The organism is Pseudomonas sp. FP1740 (assembly GCF_030687165.1).
Taxonomy (GTDB): Bacteria; Pseudomonadota; Gammaproteobacteria; order Pseudomonadales; family Pseudomonadaceae; genus Aquipseudomonas.
Genome location: NZ_CP117461.1, coordinates 4,041,981 through 4,063,027, shown reverse-complemented (window position 1 = coordinate 4,063,027; position 21,047 = coordinate 4,041,981). Strand labels below are relative to the sequence as shown.

17 protein-coding genes are annotated in these 21,047 nt (G+C 56.8%); 3 read left to right on the top strand and 14 right to left on the bottom strand.

The genetic code is table 11. The features are described 5' to 3' along the window. Nucleotides 1-390: 390 nt before the first annotated feature. The 7 genes from PSH69_RS18160 to PSH69_RS18135 all read right to left on the bottom strand — a co-directional run bounded on the left by PSH69_RS18160 (nt 391) and on the right by PSH69_RS18135 (nt 10,116). A complete protein-coding gene (locus PSH69_RS18160) occupies nt 391-696 on the bottom strand; it encodes a hypothetical protein (RefSeq protein WP_305409333.1) in 306 nt (101 codons plus the stop codon). 322 nt (nt 697-1,018) lie between these two features. Further along, nucleotides 1,019-1,207: a hypothetical protein gene (locus PSH69_RS30295; RefSeq protein WP_370695267.1), complete on the bottom strand. Its 189-nt coding sequence runs from the start codon at nt 1,205-1,207 to the stop codon at nt 1,019-1,021. Between the two features lie 293 nt (nt 1,208-1,500). After that, on the bottom strand, nt 1,501-1,773 hold the full coding sequence (locus PSH69_RS18155) for a hypothetical protein (protein ID WP_105344654.1): 273 nt from the start codon (nt 1,771-1,773) through the stop codon (nt 1,501-1,503). Nucleotides 1,774-1,803: 30 nt separating this feature from the next. Then, nucleotides 1,804-6,699, bottom strand: coding sequence for a polymorphic toxin type 46 domain-containing protein (locus PSH69_RS18150; RefSeq protein WP_305409332.1), 4,896 nt, complete (start codon nt 6,697-6,699; stop codon nt 1,804-1,806). After that, nucleotides 6,696-7,421 carry a DUF4123 domain-containing protein gene (locus tag PSH69_RS18145; protein ID WP_370695266.1) on the bottom strand — a complete coding sequence of 242 codons (726 nt, stop codon included), beginning with the start codon at nt 7,419-7,421 and terminating at the stop codon, nt 6,696-6,698. Before PSH69_RS18145 ends, PSH69_RS18150 begins: the two co-directional genes overlap by 4 nt. Nucleotides 7,422-7,425: 4 nt before the next feature. Then, a complete protein-coding gene (gene tssI / locus PSH69_RS18140) occupies nt 7,426-9,468 on the bottom strand; it encodes a type VI secretion system tip protein TssI/VgrG (protein ID WP_305409330.1) in 2,043 nt (680 codons plus the stop codon). 132 nt (nt 9,469-9,600) lie between these two features. Further along, nucleotides 9,601-10,116: an Hcp family type VI secretion system effector gene (locus PSH69_RS18135; RefSeq protein ID WP_007900657.1), complete on the bottom strand. Its 516-nt coding sequence runs from the start codon at nt 10,114-10,116 to the stop codon at nt 9,601-9,603. 433 nt (nt 10,117-10,549) lie between these two features. Here PSH69_RS18135 and ligD point away from each other — a divergent pair, with 433 nt between their 5' ends. Beyond that, nucleotides 10,550-13,093, top strand: a complete 2,544-nt coding sequence (ligD, locus tag PSH69_RS18130; protein WP_305409329.1) for a DNA ligase D — start codon at nt 10,550-10,552, stop codon at nt 13,091-13,093. Between the two features lie 145 nt (nt 13,094-13,238). On the opposite strand, the gene PSH69_RS18125 is transcribed toward ligD, so the two are convergent. From PSH69_RS18125 to PSH69_RS18115, 3 genes are all read right to left on the bottom strand, one after another. Then, a complete protein-coding gene (locus PSH69_RS18125) occupies nt 13,239-13,520 on the bottom strand; it encodes a DUF3303 domain-containing protein (RefSeq protein WP_018925598.1) in 282 nt (93 codons plus the stop codon). A 212-nt stretch (nt 13,521-13,732) separates the two neighbouring features. Then, the gene (locus PSH69_RS18120) at nt 13,733-14,134 is read right to left on the bottom strand and encodes a hypothetical protein (RefSeq protein ID WP_007937009.1); all 402 of its coding nucleotides are present in this window, start codon (nt 14,132-14,134) and stop codon (nt 13,733-13,735) included. 132 nt (nt 14,135-14,266) lie between these two features. Beyond that, a complete protein-coding gene (locus tag PSH69_RS18115; protein WP_305409328.1) occupies nt 14,267-14,557 on the bottom strand; it encodes a hypothetical protein in 291 nt (96 codons plus the stop codon). A gap of 243 nt (nt 14,558-14,800) precedes the next feature. Between PSH69_RS18115 and PSH69_RS18110 the strand changes: the two genes are divergently transcribed. Next, complete coding sequence (locus PSH69_RS18110; RefSeq protein ID WP_019580145.1) at nt 14,801-15,145, top strand: cupin domain-containing protein; 345 nt, start codon at nt 14,801-14,803, stop codon at nt 15,143-15,145. Nucleotides 15,146-15,194: 49 nt separating this feature from the next. Here the strand turns inward: PSH69_RS18110 and PSH69_RS18105 are convergent, their stop codons facing one another. The 4 genes from PSH69_RS18105 to PSH69_RS18090 all read right to left on the bottom strand — a co-directional run bounded on the left by PSH69_RS18105 (nt 15,195) and on the right by PSH69_RS18090 (nt 19,884). Then, entirely contained in the window at nt 15,195-15,803 is a 609-nt protein-coding gene (locus PSH69_RS18105; RefSeq protein ID WP_305409327.1) for a YncE family protein, read from the bottom strand. Between the two features lie 30 nt (nt 15,804-15,833). Beyond that, nucleotides 15,834-17,876: a bifunctional DedA family/phosphatase PAP2 family protein gene (locus tag PSH69_RS18100; RefSeq protein ID WP_305409326.1), complete on the bottom strand. Its 2,043-nt coding sequence runs from the start codon at nt 17,874-17,876 to the stop codon at nt 15,834-15,836. A 208-nt stretch (nt 17,877-18,084) separates the two neighbouring features. Next, a complete protein-coding gene (locus tag PSH69_RS18095; RefSeq protein ID WP_231508991.1) occupies nt 18,085-18,684 on the bottom strand; it encodes a DUF4157 domain-containing protein in 600 nt (199 codons plus the stop codon). Nucleotides 18,685-18,930: 246 nt separating this feature from the next. Beyond that, nucleotides 18,931-19,884, bottom strand: a complete 954-nt coding sequence (locus PSH69_RS18090) for a diiron oxygenase (RefSeq protein ID WP_305409325.1) — start codon at nt 19,882-19,884, stop codon at nt 18,931-18,933. A 175-nt stretch (nt 19,885-20,059) separates the two neighbouring features. On the opposite strand from PSH69_RS18090, the gene PSH69_RS18085 reads away from it, so the two are divergent. After that, nucleotides 20,060-21,016 carry an AraC family transcriptional regulator gene (locus PSH69_RS18085; RefSeq protein ID WP_305409324.1) on the top strand — a complete coding sequence of 319 codons (957 nt, stop codon included), beginning with the start codon at nt 20,060-20,062 and terminating at the stop codon, nt 21,014-21,016. The last annotated feature ends 31 nt before the right edge of the window (nt 21,017-21,047 follow it).

Sequence of the window (21,047 nt, the reverse complement as noted above, 5' to 3'; positions counted from 1 at the left end):
GATGAACTAAAAAGAAAGGGGGGCGTAGAGTATGAAGCTGTCTGCTTTTGGTTAAGGCTTCCAGAACTTAATGTCTTTCACGTGTCTTTCTATGTCGTCCAGTTCGTCTTCGCTGCGCGTATTGTCAAAGTTTTCGCTTAGTATTCGTCGTGCCTTAGCGAGTTTTTGTGTGATTTTTTCGTTGTCTATAAAATCCGTTGTCGCGCGTTGGTAGTCTGCAATAGGTTTATCACTGTAATGGCTACCCATTCTATGTAGAGATATTAGGATGGATTCTATCTCCGCTAGTGCTTCGAGTACGGAATCTCCGGGGATTATGATTCTTTTATTTGTGTCTGGCATTTTCTTGTGAAAGAACAAAAGGAGGTTTTTTTGTGAGCGCTCGGGCGATCATTTTTCTAGTTTGTTTAAAACATTGGAAATTGCTTTGTTTAGTTCGGTCCAGTTTTTTGCTTTTTCGCTGAATGCTGGGTGCTCCCAGTCGTAGGCTTTAATTAAAGAAGCTCTAAATGTGCCGTTTTCACAGAATTCAGGGTACCAACCTATATCGATAAGTTGATCGTGTGGGAAGACGGCTTGGAATAGATCCTCCTTTAAATCATCAGCGATCATCGAAATGTCGATAAGCTGGTTGAGGTGGGAGATGTCATCAAGTGTGACTGTTCCGCCAAGTTCAATAATCTTTTTAGTGTCCATCCAGTTTATCTTCGCTTTTGTGAGTTTTTTAAATGCTTCTTCGGAAATAGGGTGGCGTGGATAGTGTTTGTGAGTCAAAAGGGGGTGGATTTATTTTCATGAGTGCTTAGATGTATAGCCAAAGGGGACAGATTTATTTTTCACGCCATGAAAATAAATCTGTCCCCTTTCTTTACTTTCTTTACTTTCTTTACTTTCTTTACTTTCTTTACTTTCTTTACTTTCTTTACTTTCTTTACATTTTTGCTTTGAAGCGTTGATGTGAGTTTTGTTAGTTTTTTAGGCAGCTCTCTTGGTGTGAGCTGATTTGGATGTTCTTTTGCTACACTGCACCATAGTTATGGTATGCCTTAATATTTGCTATGGTAATGTTTTTTGCATTGAATGTGGCTGTACATGAATTTCCAAACCCAAGTGTGACTTTGTAGTTTGAGCTATCTTGAGTAACGGTTATAGTGGTAAGGCCGCTGAAATTGAAATTTTCTACATTGAAATTTTCTACATTTATTATGTAAAGCTGGAATTCGTACTCGTTATAGTCTTTTTCCAGCCATTTCTTAGGGGCGACTGCTTGTTCTACTTGGCTGTATAGTTTTAATCATATAGAGTTTCCGTCCAGCATGACGTAAGAAGTGCGCATGTTGGTAGGGGAGTAGTCTTCTCCAAAAATAGAAGTCCACTGTTTTTTATTCGATATTGATGATGTCCACATTTTAGATTGTTCAAATACGTAATGATTGGCCGCACTTTTGAGGTGGAGTGTTTTAGTTTGAACTGATTAGTGAGGGCTGACTTTTTTGTTTGCTAAACGCTTAAAAGCCAAGACTCACATTGTTTCAGTTTTTCATTGTCGCTCATCGTGTGAGATATTTTTTTGTCTATCTCTTTGAATTTATTTGGTTCGTTTTCTTTGTAAAATATCAGCCAGCTGTCTCTGCCGTCATGTTCTATCATGTATTTTTGTTCATTTTTTTTTATGTTTAATGACCAAGACGAAAAGAAGTCTGGGTGATCCGAAAATACTGTTACCGTAAAGCCACAGCGACTTGTCATGTCATATAGATCGGATTGTTTCATTTGTGGCCTCCTAGATGTGTATTAGAAAAATTACTGGATTTTTTCAAAATTTCCTTTAGCACTGCTAAAGACTTGAGTTCCGCCCCCTGATGACGGTTGCGTCATCCCTTTCACAGACCAAGTATCATCTATTGGTTTGGCTGTAGATTTCAATACGGGCGTTTTTTGGGTGGTTCGATAAATGCCTTGCAACTTGAGCTCGACTGTGCCGGCTGCGCGATTATCTCCGAGTGGGCCAATACCTAGCTCTGATGGGGTTGTAGCGGGGTTCAGAGAGTAGTAGTTGCCTTGTGGAGCACCGGGCGATTGGAATTGATAAACGGTTTTTCCTCGGTTTAACGTCTCTACATTTACCGGTTGATTAAAATCTATGCCGTTTAAATGGCCTGGAATGCTAGCCTCTTCAAAGCCTTGCGTTCGATAAAATTCCGTAGCCGTCTCTTTTCTTCCACGGGCATTGATATCGTTATTGATATCCCCTGTTCGGCCATATTTTTTATTCAGCTCAGCTCGTCTGTCATCTGGGCAATCACTTGGAACGCAGCTCAACCCCAACGGATCCACCCATCCCGTAGGGTTAGGCACGTACTGGTAGTTGTTCAACCCACCCGCCAGCTTGATCGGATCCGGCGTCAGATACCGTCCAGTTCCCGGATTGTAGTAGCGATGCCGGTTGTAATGTAAGCCCGTTTCGGCGTCGAAGTACTGACCCTGGAAGCGCAGCGGGTTGTCGATTTCAGCGACATCCAGCGTAGCGAGGTTGCCGTAGGCGCGATATTTCGCCGACCACATGATTTCACCGCTGTAGTCGGTGAGTTCCTGCGGGGTGCCGAGGTGGTCGAGTTGGTAGTAGAACGGCGTGGCTTTCAGTGGGCCTTCGCCATCAAGCATCGCCAAAGGGCGGAAGCTGCCGGGTTCATAAATGTAAGTGCGATAGCGGTTGTCGGCGCTTTCAGCGATGAGGCGTTCGCCTTGCCACAGGAATTCTGTGGTTTGGCCATCGACGGTTTTGGCGATGCGTCGGCCGAAGGCGTCGTATTTGTAGCTCGCGGTGCTGCCGCCGGGGAGGCTGACGCCGATTAAACGGTGCTGGCAGTCGTAACGATATTCGGTGACGAGTTTCTGCCCGGTGCCGCGACGTTCGCGAATCAGGTTGCCGTGGGCGTCGTAGTCATAGTGGCGGTCGCCCTGCATGAGCAGGCGGTTGCCTTTGACGTTGGCAAGATTCGCGGCCGGCTGGTCGCCTTGTCCCAGGAGGTTGCCCGCCGGGTCGTGGGCGAAGCTTTCAGGCGTAGCTCCGCGCACACTGATCAGGCGATCGAGCGGATCGTAATGGTAGCTGCGGTTGCCTTTGCGGCTGTCGTCGATACCCGCAAGATTGCCGTTTGCGTCGTAGGCGTAGCGACGACGAAACAGGTTACGGTCCTGCTGGCTGACGGTGTGAGCTTGCAGTCGGCCTTGTTCGTCGTATTGGTATTGGCTGAGCAGCAAGCCTTGCTGGCGTTGTTGTTCGCGACCAGCGCTGAACTGGTGCGTGGTCAGGCGCGAGCCGTTGAGGTCGATGCTGCTCAGGCGACCGCCGGGTTGGTGACGGTAGTCGAGTTTGCTGCCGTCGGGGAGGCGGCAGTGGTTCAGTTGGCCGAGTTTGTCGTATTCGTAACGCGTGGTGCCCCAGCCCTGATGTTCGGTGATCAAGCGGTCTTGCAGGTCATATTCGTAGGCGAGGGGCCAATGACCGTCGTCGACGTTGACCAAACGGCCGAATGCATCATAGGTGTAGTGAATTTCCTCGCCATCGGCCAGGGTTTTCACCAGCAAGCGGCCGGCGGCATCGCGCTGGTATTCGGTGACCAACTCACTGCCGTCTTCGCCGAATTCGGTTTTCTTCAGCAGTTGGCCGTTGAGGTCGTACTCGTATGCAGTGCGGCGACCGTCGAAGCCGGTTTCCTGCTGAATCAGGCCGTTCGGGTAGTAATCGAGGTGGTAGTGCTCGCCACGTTCGTTTTCGATCTCGCTGAGCAGCAGGCGCGAGTTGTCGTAGCGGTAGCGCAACTGGCTGCCGTCCGGATTGATGCGACGACTGACCAAGTGCAGGTTATCGGCGTATTCGTAGCGGGTGACGCGGCCCAGTTCATCGCGTTCGGCAGTGACTTTGCCGTAGGCGTTGTAGGTGAATGCGCGCGTAGCGCCGCCAGGCAAAGTGATTTGTGCGAGGCGGTTGGCAGCGTCCCATTGGTAGTGGGTGATGGCGCCGGTTTCTTCCTGACGGGTGATCTGCCGGCCCAAGGCGTCGTAGCGATATTTGCGCTGGCCGCCGTCCGGTAGCTGTTCTTCGAGCAGCTGGCCGAGGTTGTTCCAGCCCAGTTGATGACGGCTGCCGTCGGGGTGACGGATTTCCAGCAGACGGCCCTGGCGGTTGTAACTGTAGTGGGTCGAATTGCCGTCCGGGTCGACTTGTTCGGTGATGTCGCCCTGATCGTTGCGCCAGTATGTCCACTTTGCCGGGCCACGGTTCACCACACGGACGTAGCCGTGGTAGTACTCGTAAGTGGTGGTGGCGTCTTCCGGCGGAATCACCGCAACCAGTCGACCGGCTTCGTTGTACTGGTATTCGGTGACGGCGCCGAGTGGGTCTTTTTCGGCGATCAGACGGCCCTTGTCATCGTAGGCCTTCAGGTGTTCGGCACCATCCGGGTCGACTTTGGCGACCAGTCGAGCCTGATCGTCGTGGGTGTAGACCTCTTCGCTGCCGTCAGCGTTGGTAACGGTGACGCTGCCCTTGTCATCCCAGGCGTAATGCGCGTCCATCTGCGAGAAGCTTGCCCAGTGATGGATGCAGCGGGCTGACTTGCCTTCTTTTTCCCATTCCCAGTAGAAGCTGGCACCACCCGCCAGTTGCCGCTCGAGAATGACGTTCTGCTCGTTATAGGCATAACGCTCGGCTTCACCGGCTGCGTTTTTGGCTTCGATCAGGCGGTACTGGGCGTCGTAGCCATAGGTGACCAGGGTCTGGACAGTGCTCCAGGCATCTTCCAGGTTATCCGCCGGGCTAAACTGCTGGTAGTCGATGGCGACGATGTGTTTGCGGTCGTAACGCACGAGGAGGGCGCGACCGGCGCCGTTATCGACACGTTTGATTCGTCCGTGAATGTCACGGGTGATGTGCAGGCGGTTGTCGTAGTTGTCGCTGATGGCGATCAGCGTCGCGCCTTTGCTGTTGTAGCGGAAGTGGTAGAACTGGGTGCGTTCGCCGGCTTGGGTGAGGATCAATTCGGACGGATCGTCGCCAAGGAAAATTGCCGCTTCCGACAGGCTGTTGGTGATCGCCGGGCGCTGCACGCTGGGCAACGGGAAGGTGGTGACGCGGTTTTCGTGGTCGGTCCAGACCACCTCACCGTCGTTGATGTCGACGCGTTGCGCCAGGGCATGGCTCCAGCCGTAACCGAGGCCACAGTCGATTTCTGCGGCGCTGGTGCGATAGAGGCGCGTCCAGCTGAAGGGCAGCAGGCCACCGAGTTCACCGTCGGTCAGCGTCAGCAGCTCTTCGCCAGTAACCATCGATACCGGGCAACCATTGGTGCAGGTTTTCTTTGCACAGGCAGCGCTTTTGTCGTCAGGTGTTTTCGACTGAGTAGAAGCGTCGTCGACCTTTTCCTTTGGTGCGAGAGTAGTCTGTTTTTCTTTCTTGCCACGCGGAAACGAAGAAGCGTCTTTCACTTCCTGCTTCGGCGTATCCGTAGTCTTCGGCAGCTGATTTTTAGAACCGTTGGCGGCTGCCTCGTCGATTTTGAGCGCCGCCGTTTTGGTCGGCTTCATCGGTACGCTCTTGGCACTGGCAATCAGTGGCTTGGAAACCTCCGCGTGCGCTGGCAGGCTGTGCTTGCCGCTCAGACTCATCAGTTTCGCGGCCAGTTCTTCAAGGTATTTGAGCGCTGTGCCGGACTTGACCGTGGACAGGGTTTTGGTCCCCACCCGCACCGCGATCCCGGCACCGCCAGTGAGGCAAATACCCAATACCACGTTGATCAGGAATTCCGACGCAATGGCCGTCACCACGTCAACGATGACTTGCGGTGGCAGCATGCCGACCCACGCCACAATCGCCGAGACGTAAATGAACATCAATGGTTCGTCACTGAGGATCAGCAGACCCGAAGCAATGGACTCCTTGGACGCCGCGTAGAGCTTGTCGATCTCGACATCCGACAGGTACTTGCGCAGCTTTTCGAGGTTTTCCTTTGGGTGTGCGAGCAGTTCGAACAGGCTTTTGATGTCATCCCACAACCTGAGCAGCGCCTTCTCCAGACCATCCATCGCCCGTTTCAACAGAATGACGGAACGGCCCGCGCGGTCAGCAGCCGAGTAACTGGCCCACTGAGGCTGGAACTTGCTCGACCATTCACTTTGCAACCAGCCGTTCAGATTGCCGATCACTCCCTGGTAGGAGTCGTAGAGTGCTTTGACATTGCTTTGGGATACGTTCGGGAAAAAGGTGATGCGATACATCTGGCCCTTCTTGCAGCCGTCGATCACCTTGATGCCGCTCGGGCCGATCGTTGTTTCAATAACGGGGCCGGTGACGTCGTCGTAGAAAGTACCTTTGGTGACGGGTTCCAGTTTCACTGGTGTGTTGCCGATCGGTACGAATCGTGCTGACTCGAACATGTGGATCAGCGTGAAGTCGCCTGCCAGAGGGCAGGTCGCGTAGGTCTCGACCTTACCGGTTTTGGTCTTGCGTTTGGTCACGCTGACTTCATTGCCGACCTTGAAGGTTTGGTCGACATCCAGTGCCCAACCGGTCAGGAAGCCATCCGCCCATTCCTTGTAATCGCTCAGGCAGTTCTTGAAGTCTTTGAGAATCAGGTTCACGTCAGGGGTTTTGGCGTCCAGCACGCGCAGGACCAAGGTACCAATCGGGGTATTCATGACGTGACTTCCTTTGTCAGCTGAGCAGCAAGACGCTCTGCCAAATCTTCTGTATTGAGTTGTTGGCGAACGAAGCGCTCGACCTTTTGGCGCAAGTTATTTTCGGGAAAGGCGAAGAACAGTTCCGGGCAGTCCTCTCCCAGCCACTGCATCAGGTTGTCGACAACGGTGGTGTGATCTTTTTCCGTCAAACTATCGAGCAACTTTTGCGGCACCTCCCACCAAGGCCATTCCTTCGCTGGCGGCACGGCCCTCGGCCCCACTTCCAGGCTCTGGCCATTGATCAGATAGCGGTCAAACACCGGCAATACTTCACCCGCGCCAGCACCCAGCCCTTCAAGAATCGGGTAAATATGTCGCCCGTCCCAGAACCGGAAAAACACTTCGGTCCCATCGGGCATACGCACCTGGGTCAAACTGCGCAGGTGCTCGAACACCACGTCCGGCGTACTGGTGGACACTGCCAGCCAACCCCAGTCCTGGGCATCGGTTTCGGTGATCCATTGCAGAAAACCAGCATTGGGTTTCAGCTCGGCGAGGTAAGGCATGACGGGCTGCCAATCGGCGTAAGGCGTGCCGCTCCAGATCGGAATCAGTTCCGGCGCCATATGTTGCTGGTAGAAGGCCTTCAGTGGCTCGGCATCACTGGCCGCACTCACAATCAAGTACAACCGCTCACCCGTCTGCAACGGCCGTTCAGCCAGCCACGCCTGTGGCGTCATCAGATCAGATCGCACAAGCACCTGCCTTGCACTTCTCGCACTCTTCACAGAACGGCGCATTGCGCTTCAGCGTATTAATCTGCGCCGGCGTCAGTACCGAGCCAGCCTTGTCGGCATCAGCCTGTTTCAGCGCGCCGGGCATTAGCGGTGCCGCGCCGGTGCCGCTGCCGGGGCTGCCGCCGGAGTTCATGTTGATCACCGGTCCGCTCAGCGTCACACCGCTGGCGTCGATCTTGATGAAGCTGCCGCCGCCCTTGAGGGTCAGTTCGCTGCCGGCTTCGAGCACGACTTTCATGCCGCTGCTCAGGTGGATCTCCTGGCCGGCTTCGATGAATTGGCCGGTGCCGACCTTGATGTGCTGGTTGACGCCCACGGTCAGGTGGTCGTTGGCGCGGGCTTCGACTTTGCGATCGGCGTAGACGGTGTGGTGTTCTTCGGCCTTGAATTCGCTGTAGCTGTTTTGCTCGACGGTGTCGTGGCGTTCGTTGCCGACGCGGATTTTCTGGTCGTGTTCGACGTTCTCGTCCCAGTCGCGCTGGGCGTGCAGGAAGATCTGTTCCTGGCCTTTTTTGTCTTCGATGCGCAGCTCGTTGAATCCACCGCCGCCCGGAGAACTCAGGGTTTTGAAGGTGCTGCGGGTCTTGTTCGCCGGTAGGGCGTACGGGACGACGTTTTCCTTGTGGTACAGGCAGCCGCTGATCAGCGGTTGGTCGGGGTCGCCTTCAAGGAAAGTGACCAACACTTCCATGCCGATGCGTGGAATGGCGATGCCGCCGTAATGGGCGCCGGCCCAGGCGGAGGAGACGCGCAGCCAGCAGCTGGTCTTGTCGTCGGCCTGACCTTCGCGGTCCCAATGGAATTGCACTTTGACGCGGCCGTATCGGTCGCAGTGGATCTCTTCACCTTTTGGCCCGGTGACCACGGCGCTCTGGCTGCCGAGGATCCGTGGCTTGGGGTGGTTCAGCGGCGGACGGTTCGGCACGTCCCAGGGGGTGGCCTGGAAGCGGTTGCGGTAGCCCTGGTGGAAATCGTCTTTGAGGTTGGTGGTGCTGCTGGTCACCGACTCTTCGAGCACTTGCGGCTGTTTGCCTTCGTGGAGGATTTCGGTCAGCAGCCACAGGTCGTTCCACTTGGCCTTGGGGTGTTGGGTCAGGGCCAGGAAGTGGCCGCTGACCAGCAACGGCTGATCGCTGCGGCCTTCGGCTAACTGGAAGTCGCTGCGGTGACGCTCGAGGGCGCGTTTGGCCAGGTGCTTGCCGCGTTCGCGGTCGATGAAACGGCCGGGGTAGTCGTAGTCTTCGAGGTCGGGCAGGGCGTCGCCACGGTTCTCGCTTTCCAGCTTCAGCCGTGGTTTTTCGAAGTCGTAATCGCGGCGGGTGGTGCGGCTGGTGCGGGTTTCCAGGCGCAGGTCGAAGCGCTTGATTACCGGGTCGTTGGCGACCATGCCGGAGTCTTGCTGGTAGGCCACGGGCGCGAGTTTCGGGAACACCGTCTGGTCATCGCCGAACACCAGCTTGTGGGTCGTGGCGCTGTGTTGGAAGTGGTAATGGATACCTTCTTCCTCGCACAGACGCTGAATGAATTGCAGGTCCGATTCATCGTACTGAACGCAGTAAATGCGCTCGGGATAAATCGCCCCGACTTTGAATTCGTAGGCATTGCTCTGGATACCGTGCTCTTCGAGGACCATGCCGATGATTTTCGGCACGGTGAGGTTCTGGAAGATGCGTTGGTTGATGCGGTGCGCCAGGTAGGACAGCTGCGGACGCAGGGTCACAGCGTAGCGGGTCAAGCGTTTGCCCGAATCGCCCTGGGCGGCGCGGTAGATCTGGCCATGAATGCCGCTGCCATCAGGCGAGAGCTGCAAGAAGGCTGGTTTGTGCAATAGCGTTTCGAGGTCCAGGGACGGCTGCTCACTGACCAGCTCCACCTCAAACACAAAAGGCTGGCTGATGGCTTCCCGACCTTGCAGGGCAAGGACCTGGAGATCGTTTTCCAGACCTTCGACAGTCAGGGCAAAGTGAGTCTGATTGGCCGGCGCGAACATCCCTTGTTCCTCGTGCAGTGCTGCGGCGCGCGTTGACACCCGAAAGCCGGATCAACGGACGCGAAAATTCCTGGAAGGCGCAAATGACATCGACCAGCAGAGCTGGCCGATGTTTGGAACCGTCAGCCGCGATTAAGCGACTGGAACACGCCAGTCATCGGAACCCGAAGTACCGGATACTTCGTGGGTCCAGGTGATTTTGCGGTAGGTGAATTGCACTTCTTCCAGGTGCGTGAAGTGCGAGTTCGACGGATCCTGGCAGTTGTGCATTTTGTTGTTGATGGCGACGATGATCGCGTCTTCCAGTTTGGTGGTGTAGTAGTGCTCTTGGGTACCTTGAGCCGAAGTGCGGTACCACTGGATAACGATTTCGCTCATGCGTTCGCCGGAGGTCAGCGCCGCTTGCAGCAGTGGCGAAGACTTGTCGTAGACCTTGGTGATCACGACTGGCTTGTGTACACGCTGACCGGTCGGTTGGCCGGACTGTGGGTCACGCGGGATGATCACGTCGTGGCTGAACGCCTGAACCATGACCTGGTCTTCGTGGCCTTCCTGGTAGGTGTTGCCAACGGAGTCGGCGGTGAATGCGCCGGCAGTGATCAGGCCTTGTTTTTCGCCGGTAACGGACATGTACGCTGGTGTAGCCATGGATGTGCTCCTTGCTAAAAGTTAGGGTGCCCGGGAGGCGGTATCGCCCGGTGGGTGCCTGATTGTTATCAAGGAGCGTGCCATAAATGTTTTTTGTCATATAAATCAGGTGGTTGAGGCTGTTTTTTAAACGTGGAGAGGTTTTTCGGCAGCGATCACCTGAAAAAGTGCGCAACTTCTTGCGCAGTGATGCGCAAGAAGTTGCGCACTCGGCTGGAGGGCTTGATCCACCTGGCGTTCAGCTTTGTTGAGGTGTTTTTGGGGCGAATAACTGCGCAAGAAGTTGCGCATCAAGGCTATGAGCGATCATCCCGATAGACCCAGCCGTCTGTCCGGGCAATTCCAGTGGCGATGGAATTTTTTTCCGGACCTGTCGCTCTGCTGATGTAGAGACATGCCGATTCAGCGTCCGCCAGCGAGCCCCCGTTAAGCCATGAACAAGACCCTGGACGATTACAACCGCATGCGTGACTTTATGGCGACTCCGGAACCGGCCGCCGCCAAGCGTTCGGGCAAAAAAGCGGTGAAGGATCATGCGCTGCAATTCTGCATTCAGAAACATGACGCCTCGCACCTGCACTATGACTTTCGCCTGGAGCTCGATGGCGCGCTGAAAAGTTGGGCCGTGCCGAAAGGCCCGTCGCTGGACCCCAAGGTCAAGCGCCTGGCAATCCACGTCGAAGACCATCCGCTCGATTACGCCACGTTTGAGGGCACCATTCCCGAAGGGCATTACGGCGCCGGCGAGGTGATCGTTTGGGACCGTGGGGTGTGGATTCCCCAGGACGACCCAGCCAAGGCGTACGCCAAGGGCCGGCTGAAATTCGAGTTGCAAGGGGAGAAGCTCGGCGGCCTGTGGAACCTCGTGCGCACGCACATGCCGGGCAAGCAGGAGCAATGGTTTCTGATCAAACATCAGGACGGCGCGGCCAGGCCCGAAAGCGATTACGACGTGGTCGCCGCCGAGCCCGACAGCGTACTCAGCGATCGCACCATTGTCGCCAAGTCGAAACCCAGTCCCGTAAAAAAGCCAGCGGCGAGGGCGCGCAGAGAGCGCTCATCACAGCTGAAAGGCGCTCGTAAAGCCAGGCTGCCGGAGCTGCTCAAACCCGAATTGGCGACACTGGTGGAGTCCGCGCCGGACGGCGAATGGAGCTATGAGATCAAGTTCGACGGCTACCGGGTCATGGCGCGCATCGACCACGATGAGGTCAAACTCTTCACCCGCAACGGTCACGACTGGACTCACAAATTGCCGGAGCAGGCTGCAGCGCTGGCGGCGTTGGGCTTGGAATCGGCTTGGCTCGACGGCGAAATGGTGGTGGCGGACGAGCAGGGCGTTCCGGATTTTCAGGCGCTGCAAAACGCCTTCGATGCCGGTCGTAGCGCCAGCATCGTTTACTACCTGTTCGATTTGCCTTACCTCAACGGCGTGGACCTGCGCGAAGTCCCCGTCGAAGCGCGCAGGGTGACGCTGGCGACCGTGCTCAAGCCCACTGAAAACCCGCTGTTGCGGTTCTCCGACACGTTCAACGAGTCCCCGGAGGCGTTACTCGACAGCGTCTGCAAAATGCACATGGAAGGGTTGATTGGCAAACGCCTGGGCTCGCCTTACGTGTCCCGGCGCAGCAGTGACTGGATCAAACTAAAGTGCAAGCATCGGCAGGAATTCATCGTGGTCGGCTTCACCGATCCCAAAGGCTCGCGCAGTGCTTTTGGCGCGTTGCTGCTGGGGCTGCACGACCGTGACAGCGGGGAATTGCGCTATGCGGGCAAGGTCGGCACCGGATTCAGCGAGGCGAGCCTCAAGCGTCTTTACGAACAACTGAAACCGCTGCAGACGAAAAAGCCCTCGGTGGTCAACCCGCCCACCGGTGTTGAAGCCAAGGGGGTGCATTGGCTCAAACCCGTTTTGCTGGCGGAAGTGGCCTTCGCCGAGATGACGAAGGACGGCTCGGTGCGCCAGGCCGTGTTCCATGGGCTGCGCGAGGACAAGCCTGCCGCCGACATCACCGAGGAGCGTCCGACAACCGTGAAAACCTCAACCACTAAAACTAAAACCTCCCAAGCAGCACCGTCACAAGTCGGCCTGGAGCAGGGCAAGGTGCGCATCACGCATCCGGATCGGGTGATCGATGCCAGCAGCGGCACCACCAAGATGCAATTGGCGGAGTATTACGCCAGTGTCGCCGAGTGGATTCTGCCGCAACTCAAGGACCGGCCGGTGGCGCTGGTGCGCGCACCGGACGGCATCGCCGGCGAACTGTTCTTTCAGAAGAACGCCGAGAATCTGGCCATACCCGGCATTATCACTCTGGACAAGGCACTGACCGGCCAACCGATGATGGTCATCAACAGTGCCGAAGCCCTGATTGGCGCGGTGCAGATGAGCACCGTGGAGCTGCACACCTGGAACGCCACGTCGGTCGATCTGGACAAGCCCGACCGCTTCGTCCTCGACCTCGACCCGGACCCGGCGCTGCCCTGGAAGAGCATGATCGAAGCGACCCGGCTGATCCTCACGGTGCTGGATGAGCTGGGGCTCAAGGCGTTTCTCAAGACCAGCGGCGGCAAGGGGATTCACCTGGTCGTACCGCTCACCCGCAAACACGGTTGGGACGAGGTCAAGGACTTCAGCCACGCGATTGTCAGTCACATGGCCAAGCTGCTGCCGGAACGATTTTCCGCGGTGTCGGGGCCGAAAAACCGGATTGGGCGCATCTTCATCGATTACCTGCGCAACGGCCTCGGCGCCACCACGATCTGCGCTTATGCTGTGCGCAGCCGCGAAGGGTTGCCAGTGTCGGTACCGATCTTTCGCGAAGAAGTGGCTGAGCTCAAGGGCGCCAATCAATGGAACCTGCACACCGTGCATGAGCGCCTGGCCGAAGTGGGCGATGAACCCTGGGCCGACCTGAAGAAAACCCGGCAGACGATTACCGCCGAGATGCGGCGACGGATCGGGATGAAAAAATAGTGAATCAGAAGGGATGTGGCGAGGAGGCTTGTCGGAACGCCGCACCGCCCCGTTTGAGTGCGTAGCACTCACAAAATCTTTGGTACATCAGAGATTTTGGGGCCGCTTCGCAGCCCAACGGGGGCAAGCCCCCTCACCACAACAACTATTGCTTGCCCACTGCGGCAGCGAGCAGCGGCGCCACCTGTTCATCGGTCAATGCGGCGTGGACTTCCATGTTCATGAGGTCGCTCCATTCCAGCACCCACTTCTGAATCGCCACTGGATCACTGGCCTCGGCAATGCCCACGCCGCTGGAGCCGCCGACGGCATGCCAGCGCCCCAGCATTTTGACGCCTGCGGGTGGGGCACCACCGGTCTTGAGAAAACGTTCGATCGCGCTGTTACGTTGCTGCGGACTGATGGACCAACGGACCATGAATAACATCTGCCACCTCCTGCTACGGACTGGCACCTTTGATCTTCGCGTTCCTGGCTGGCGCCGGGGCCACGGTCACGCCTGAGTTTCCAGCTACGTCCTGGCTGGCCTGAAACCTGTTCTCCCATGAGAAGGCATAGCAGCGGACCGTGTCGCGTGTACGACCGCTGATCCTGTTTCAGGGCATTCTAATGAACGTATCGGGATAACGGTGCAAGCCATCAGGCATCACGCAACAAGTCGTTGGCATTGAGCAGCTCGTAGGCAACTTCCGGATGCTTCTCCAGCCCTCGGCGAATGGCCGCCGGGATCGACTGACGGGTTTTGCGGCACAGGCCCGGCAGTTCGCCCAAGGTGATGTTGATACCGCGCATGGTGCGCACTTCATTGAAGCCCGGAGCGATCTCCACGCGCAGACCCAACTGCTCATACATTCGCCGTTGCAGACGCTCCAGGTCGCTCAGGCTCTGGAGGTTTTCCAGGCGTTCGATCAGGCGTTTCTCTTCCGACTGGGTCAGGCTCAGGATGCGCAGGTCCGTGCCGGGGGTTTCCAACAGCTGCTCACGCTCGCAGATGCAAGCACCGGGAGGGCAGGGTTGGCGGATCGGAAGAGAGGTCGTCATGGGGTTCAATCATAGAGCGCTATGATCGGGTTTGCCCATGGGGTTGTTGTAGCTTTGAGCGCGATGTATTCCGTCGATGCAACACGCCTCCTGTTTACACAGTGTCTAGTGTGTTGCATCGACCGGTTGAATCTATTTTATCTGCACAATCACCGGACCTTCCGTCACGATCGGCGGTTTCGCTTGAATATGCGAAGCATTTTTCTGAATCCATTCGCGCGCCACTTTCAAGCTTGCATCGGTGCCGGTCTTGTCTGTGCAAACAGTCACCGCCGTGCCGCCATCACCCGTATTGAGCAGTGTGTAGCTTACGAGGCCGGGCACTGTCCGCAGGGCCGCTTCGACATCGGCATTGCGCTTTTCCAGAAACTCGAAAAGATCCTTTGCGCCAGCACCCAGGTAGGTTCTTATAACTGCATACATAGTCGTCTCCTTCGGGAGTACCGTCTTGATGCCAATCCAGGTCCGCTGATGGCCGCCATCACTCAGGTTTCAGTTCACCCCCGATTTATTCAGCTTAGCCAAACGCCGGTGACAAGCGAAATGTAACGACCATCGGCGACATTTGTCCGGATGGGCGACCGTCGTTGGGCGGATTTACCTCTCTGTCGGTTCTTAGGGGCTTTACTTCTATTCAAGCCCTGTATGTACAGAGAGGAGAGCACGATGAGCGACGAACAGGTAGCACCTGAAACACAAGGCGTTGCGGTGAAGTTACTGGCAACGGTTGACCTTGGCCCCGAGATCGAAGGCATGGCAGGGCGCCAGCTTAGAATGCGTATGGTGACCATCGAGCCTGGAGGCGTCTTTGGGCCGGTTCACAACCATAAAGACAGACCCGGCACCGTTTACATACTGCAAGGAACTATCACTGACCATCGAAATGGCGTCGCCACGGACTATGGGCCGGGCGTGGGTTGGCCCGAGGACAGGAATACCACGCACTGGCTTGAGAACAGAGGCACGATTGCGGCGGTGGAGATCTCGGTCGATATTGTCAGGCAGGAGTAAGTTCAGGCCCGACATCTAGCACGGTCGGAACTAGAGTCGATTCAATCCGCTAACGGGGCTCCATAATCCGTAGTACCGGGTGCCCGTCGATATCCTTGAGCTGAAAATACGAGCGGTGTGTCGCGGCATCCACGGCAACGACATGCGCACGCGGGCCCACGCTGCCATTGCCGATTTTCGTGACCACTGCCCCCTTCACGTGGAACATCGACACAATGCCGGCCTCTCCAGCGATGCCGCCTGGTATGCGACTGACAATTGCCAGGGTCGCTTCGTCTATCGCAACGATTTCGTTCGTACCCGTCGCCGAAGCGTAGACGCGTGACAACTCAGGAATAACGAGCACACCGTGTACCGACGAGACGTTCGCAATGCGCCCGACAACGCGGGACTCGCGCATGTCAAAGGCGATAACTTCACCGTCACCAAGATGAGCGATGAACATCAGGTTGCGCTCTGGATCGTAGCTCTCGTAGTCGAGCCGAGTGGCGCCACCGGGCAATGGAATGTCGGCGACGTGCTTCAGAGGCAGGTCGTTAGTCGGCAACTCGTCGGCGGCCTGACAGTAGCGAAGACTTGCGAAGCCCATGACGGCTAACGCAGTCAGCAGGATCGCGAAGACTGGCAGAGTGAAACGTCGATTGTCCCGTGTGTTCATGAGGTCTTCTCCTGCTCGGACAAGGCGGGTTCAACCGCCTCGCCCAAGTCTCACCGTGCGAGCTAACAGGACCTGCCCATCCCAATCCGCATCTGCCATTCCTTCGGTCCGGGATACGAGCCGCCCACCCTCAAGAACGGCCGCTAGCATTCTGCGCGGTGTATTCGCGTCAGGCTGTGTTGACGTTAACGTGACGAGGGCCAGGGGATGATAGAAACGCTCCTCGACAACCGAGCCAATCCACAGCGGTATAGTTCGCCCATTTGTGAGCTCGATATCGACGACCCACAATCGAAGCACCAGACGCGAACCGGCAGATCCACCATCGTTATACGGTCGAACGAGAGTCAGACTGGGAAGGCGGCCACTGGCGAAAAGGGGGATGACCGGAAGATCGGCAGGGTCAGCCTGGACGGTAAACCAGTTCAGGGTATTCAACAGTGTCCATGTTGCTGTGGTGCGCCATCCGTTGCGCTGCAGGACATCTTGCAACTCCGGCAGACCACCGGCCCACTGAAACGTCAGTGGTTCATTCGTCTCTCCAGTGAGGTCGATACGCCGCACCGGCAGTTGCTGCCAATCCGACGTCCACCAATCGGTGGCAGCTAAGGTCAACGTTCCCACCTTGACGGCATAACGACTGCTGTCCGTCGTATGGTTACGATAGATATTGAAGCCGCCGGCGAGCAGAAGTGTCATACATCCAAGGGCGAGCAACCCCGCTGAGCCAATGTGCTCGGCCTGCCGCCGCAGGTAGAAGAGGCTGAGTAGCGCCAGCCACGCGGATCCGAATGCCAGCCCCCCGAGCACGTCGGAAAGCCAATGCGCCCCGAGGTAGAGGCGCGAGAATGCAATTAGAAATATCAGGGTGGCAGCGCCAAGAGCCACCACGAGGCGTCGCGCCGGGCGGGTATCACGCGCGATGAGGAAGGCGAGGAAACCGTATAGCACGACATTGATCGTGCTATGGCCGCTGGGAAAGGAAAAGGCACTCCACCCGGAATAGAGAATTTCTGCGGGGCGAGTTCGATACAACGCTACTTTGATGGCAATGTTGAGTGCCGAAGCGCCGGCGATCGCAATCAGCCAATAGGCAGCCGTACGCCAGGCGCGTTTCCACATGAGCCACAGCAAGACAACAATCGTGACCGCCAGCACGACCTTGGTGTCGCCGAGTTCTGTGATGGCGATCATCACCGCATTACCTGGTGCAGTGCGAAGATCCTGGAGCGCTCGGTATATCGCGCTATCTGCAAGCAGCAACGGGTCACCGTTGATGATGTCTTCAAGGACACCGAAGAAAAGCCACGCGGCACCGACGAGCAGGACCGTCGACAGTGCGAGAGCCCGTGCTTCGGGCCGTGAAGGATCGAGAAAGTGAGTGAGACTGCGGCTCAGCCAGGTGTCGTGGGCGCCGGTCCAGCCCCGCAACCGCTGCACTGCGACGATGAAGTAGGGGATGCCGCGATGCAGCGCCCAGCGCACGATATGCAGGACCACCCAGCCCACCGCGACTAGAACGGTCAGCAAGATCGCGAGCGGCTTTGCAGCTGCACCGAGAATGCTGAACGTCGCGCCGACGAGCACACCGGGCAGGATATGCGACGGAGCCCAGGCGAGCGCCGACACGACATTGACGGCATAAAACCGACTGACCGCCATTCCCAGCGTGCCGGCGAGGAGCGGAACGAAGGCGCGGACGCCCGGTGTGAAGCGCGCGAAAAAGACACTTTTATCGCGATGACGGTTGAAAAAGGCTTCGCTGCGCTGAATCAGCTCAGGATGCCGGTTCAGTGGCCAGAGGCCAAGAATCTCGCGGCGGTATCGGTGCCCGAGCCAGAACGAAAGACCATCCCCCGCAATGGCGCCTGACGTGGCGGCGATCAGCAACGGCCAGAGCAATAACACGCCGCTCGGCACCAGGGTGCTGAGCGCAAGAATCACGGCGGTGCCGGGAACGACGACACCGATAATCGGGATTGACTCGGAAAGTGCCAGGAGAAACACGGCCAGATACACGATATGCGGGTGCGCCGTGAGTAACTCGATGATCGATGAGACCAAGGACGTCATATTTCGCGGCTGCCTATGGAGGACCAGTGGGGCGGCGATCGACACGGGTGTCTGCAATTCCCGGCTGCACAATCAGTTTGCGCAACAGACTAAGCATAGCTACTCATTAACTATCGCTTCGCCCACCGGCTGCTTTTGGTCCAGCGTCGAGACTCTCGGGGTCTGTGATGGAGAGCTGCAGACGGCAGGATTGCCTGGCCCTTTGAACTCAAGGATGTCGAGGAGGTTCTGACTGGGCCACGCTGGCTCTTAGCGCTCTGGCTACCTTGGCTTGAATCTCGTAAGCAGGCGCCTCGACGGCTGTGTAATCACGGGTATAGCGAGTGGAAAACTCCCGAACCCCCCATTGCTGGTACTGCTGCACGTGCTTCAATTCATGCGCCCACAGCGCGACATTGTTAAGAGCATCATCGGCACTGCGAAAGACGATGATGTCTATCAGGGTGACCGCAGTGACATCGGGATTCTGCAACATGGTGTTTGCGGCGTTCAGCTCCTCATCATCGCCTACCTTGTAGCGGGCCGAATCAAGCACTTGAATGTCATAGTAGGGTTCGAGTTGGGCCCGGATATTCAGCGGGATTGTCCGAATATCGCCAGTTGCCGCGGTGTCGCGCGATTGCACGATCCAACTCTGTAATCCAGTGGAAGCTATTTGGCTCATGTTCTCAAAAATCGACCCGGTCTCCTCTTTGGAGCCCGGAGCACAAAAACAAGTGACTACGCAGACTTCGTACTGCCCTTTTGGGCAGGCGTAAACAGAGAACGAAGTGCCAACGGAAAAGAGCAGTACCGATAACCGGAACATTTGACGCAAAAAGACAGCTGACAATTGGTTCTCCCAGAGGTAGTGGCAGTCGGCAGGTGATGCTTCTGGTAGCTCGCACCTGGTGTTCAACCGCGCGTTGGACCGTTGCGGCCACCGTTTGTTGCCTTCAGAGCCCACAGCTTTTTCAGGCCACTTCCCACATTACCTGAAAGGCCGCGCTTGGCCGTTTCTACCCGCCGCGTTCACAGCCGCGCGGCCGACAAACGGTCGGTCGCGCGCTGTCGATCAATTATTCATGATGGGGGCCAGTGCGGTCTGAATCCTGGCCATTTGTGCCGGCGTTGTCATGCGCGTCAGCAGCCGGCCAAAGTGTGGATGCTGTACGCCCGAGATAATGTACTGCCAGCGATAGGCGCTCAGCAGGCAGGCATGGATTTGCGCTGTCTCATCGACACTGAACGGTCTTGAGACACTTCTAATAAAGTAGTCGGCATCGGATGCCGATTGTGCCTGCAGGATTGCATCGACGGCCGCCACCAGCGCAATCAGATCGTTCACTGCCAGGTCACACTCGGCTGGCGACAGTTTCGCGTGCTCCGCCTTCCACTCCAGTTCATCGAGTACGACGTGCCGGCTTTCATCCTTCCAGTGAAATTTGAAGACATCCTTGAATAGAGGGCACAACTCCTCGCGCGGTGCGATGCTCTGTGTGTAGTGCGCCTGAACAAAAAGCTCGATATGACAGGTCAGCGCCAGCACCGACCAAGTGCTGGCTGCAAGTACCGCACGTGCCACATCGTTTGGATCGGCAACTTGACGATATCCCGCTGGCAATTGCGAACCAATCATCGTCTCCATGCGCCGGAATAATTCCTGGTGCTTGATCTCGTCGTTGGAAAAGCGCACCAGCGCTTCGAGTGCAAGCTGATCGTCAAATACATGGGCTCGGCCTTGATCGAGCATTTTGGCACTGATAAACCGCTCGACCAGGCCAAAGATATACGCATAGGTCCGGCCCTGAATCTGACTGAGCAGGCGCGCCTCGGCCTCGGCGAGAAAGGTCAGTCGGTCGATTTGCGATAGTCCATCGGGCAGGAATTTGCGCGAGAAGTCGAAACTCCGGTCCTGTAGCAAATCGCGATCGATCTGCCATTCGGTTTTTTTCGATGATCTGACCATTTGAGCATAACGGGCGGCGTTGCCTGACTCTGAGCCGGGTAGGGTAGCGATGGTGTTCATCTAGATCTCCTGCTGCCTTGGTCGAGTTGGAATGGGGCAATTACGGTTGACGTCGGAGCCAATGACCATCGATCTCTGAGTCCGCGTTGGTGCTAATCTAGGCATCGCGGTTCAGGTGGTGAATGACCGATGCGCCTGAATACCTGCTCCAGAGTCCGGAAAAGAGGACGGGCAAGTGTTGGATGCGCTTTCTGATGTCTTGCGTGTGATCAGGCTGTCTGGAGGGGTCTTCCTTGAGGCGGAACTCACTGCGCCCTGGTGCATCAACGGCAGAATCTCGGCGGATGATTGCAAACCGTTCCTGGCGGCCCCTCGACATATCATTGCATCGCATTTTGTCGCCGCGGGGCACATGCAAATACGAATAGACGGTGGTGCCATCCTCGACGTGGGGGCAGGCGAACTCGTTCTGCTTCCTCGCAATGACGCCCATTCCTTTGGCAGTGACCTGAGCATTGCGCCCATGCCGGCGAGGGACGTTATTCAGCCGCCGGAAGTCGGCGGCATTTCACGAATCAAGTATGGCGGGGGCGGCGAGGCCACGCAGTTATTGTGCGGCTTCCTCGGCTCTGAGACACCTTTCAGTCCGTTGCTTTCGTCGCTGCCATCCTTATTGAAACTGGACCTGCGCGCGACGGCTTCGGGCACCTGGATCGAAAGCTCATTCCGTTTTGCGGTGAGTGAAATCGCGGCGGGACGCGTCGGCTCGACAACGGTCATCGCCAAGCTATCCGAATTGCTATTCGTCGAAGCCGTCAGCCAGTATGTCGCCAGCCTCCCCGCTGAGCGGCGCGGGTGGCTGGCGGGTTTGCGAGACCCGCATATTGGACGCGCATTGGCGCTACTCCATGCTCGTCCAACCGAGGGCTGGACTGCAGAAGCGCTGGCGCTTGAAGTGGGCATGTCGCGCTCGGTATTCGCGGAGCGATTCACGGCATTGGTCGGACAGCCACCGATGCAATACCTGACGCTCTGGCGTATGCACGTGGCGGCTCAACACCTACGCGAAGGTCGCGGCAATGTGGCGCAAATTGGCTTTGCCGTTGGCTACGAGTCCGAAGCTGCGTTCAGTCGCGCATTCAAACGCCAGTTCGGCACGTCACCCGGCTCTTGGCGCAGACAATCAGCATGAGAAGATCCGGAGCCGATGGAGACTCACTCAG

Excerpts from the sequence above, each read along its gene's own strand:
- PSH69_RS18125 (WP_018925598.1), bottom strand. The coding sequence starts at position 13,520 with ATGTTATTCATGGTCCGTTGGTCCATCAGTCCGCAGCAACGTAACAGC.
- tssI (WP_305409330.1), bottom strand. The coding sequence starts at position 9,468 with ATGTTCGCGCCGGCCAATCAGACTCACTTTGCCCTGACTGTCGAAGGT.
- PSH69_RS18110 (WP_019580145.1), top strand. The coding sequence starts at position 14,801 with ATGAGCGACGAACAGGTAGCACCTGAAACACAAGGCGTTGCGGTGAAG.
- PSH69_RS18105 (WP_305409327.1), bottom strand. The coding sequence starts at position 15,803 with ATGAACACACGGGACAATCGACGTTTCACTCTGCCAGTCTTCGCGATC.
- PSH69_RS18145 (WP_370695266.1), bottom strand. The coding sequence starts at position 7,421 with ATGACGCCACAGGCGTGGCTGGCTGAACGGCCGTTGCAGACGGGTGAG.
- PSH69_RS18155 (WP_105344654.1), bottom strand. The coding sequence starts at position 1,773 with ATGAAACAATCCGATCTATATGACATGACAAGTCGCTGTGGCTTTACG.
- PSH69_RS18120 (WP_007937009.1), bottom strand. The coding sequence starts at position 14,134 with ATGACGACCTCTCTTCCGATCCGCCAACCCTGCCCTCCCGGTGCTTGC.
- PSH69_RS18090 (WP_305409325.1), bottom strand. The coding sequence starts at position 19,884 with ATGAACACCATCGCTACCCTACCCGGCTCAGAGTCAGGCAACGCCGCC.
- PSH69_RS18095 (WP_231508991.1), bottom strand. The coding sequence starts at position 18,684 with ATGTTCCGGTTATCGGTACTGCTCTTTTCCGTTGGCACTTCGTTCTCT.
- PSH69_RS18150 (WP_305409332.1), bottom strand. The coding sequence starts at position 6,699 with ATGAATACCCCGATTGGTACCTTGGTCCTGCGCGTGCTGGACGCCAAA.
- PSH69_RS18100 (WP_305409326.1), bottom strand. The coding sequence starts at position 17,876 with ATGACGTCCTTGGTCTCATCGATCATCGAGTTACTCACGGCGCACCCG.
- ligD (WP_305409329.1), top strand. The coding sequence starts at position 10,550 with ATGAACAAGACCCTGGACGATTACAACCGCATGCGTGACTTTATGGCG.
- PSH69_RS18160 (WP_305409333.1), bottom strand. The coding sequence starts at position 696 with ATGGACACTAAAAAGATTATTGAACTTGGCGGAACAGTCACACTTGAT.
- PSH69_RS18135 (WP_007900657.1), bottom strand. The coding sequence starts at position 10,116 with ATGGCTACACCAGCGTACATGTCCGTTACCGGCGAAAAACAAGGCCTG.
- PSH69_RS18115 (WP_305409328.1), bottom strand. The coding sequence starts at position 14,557 with ATGTATGCAGTTATAAGAACCTACCTGGGTGCTGGCGCAAAGGATCTT.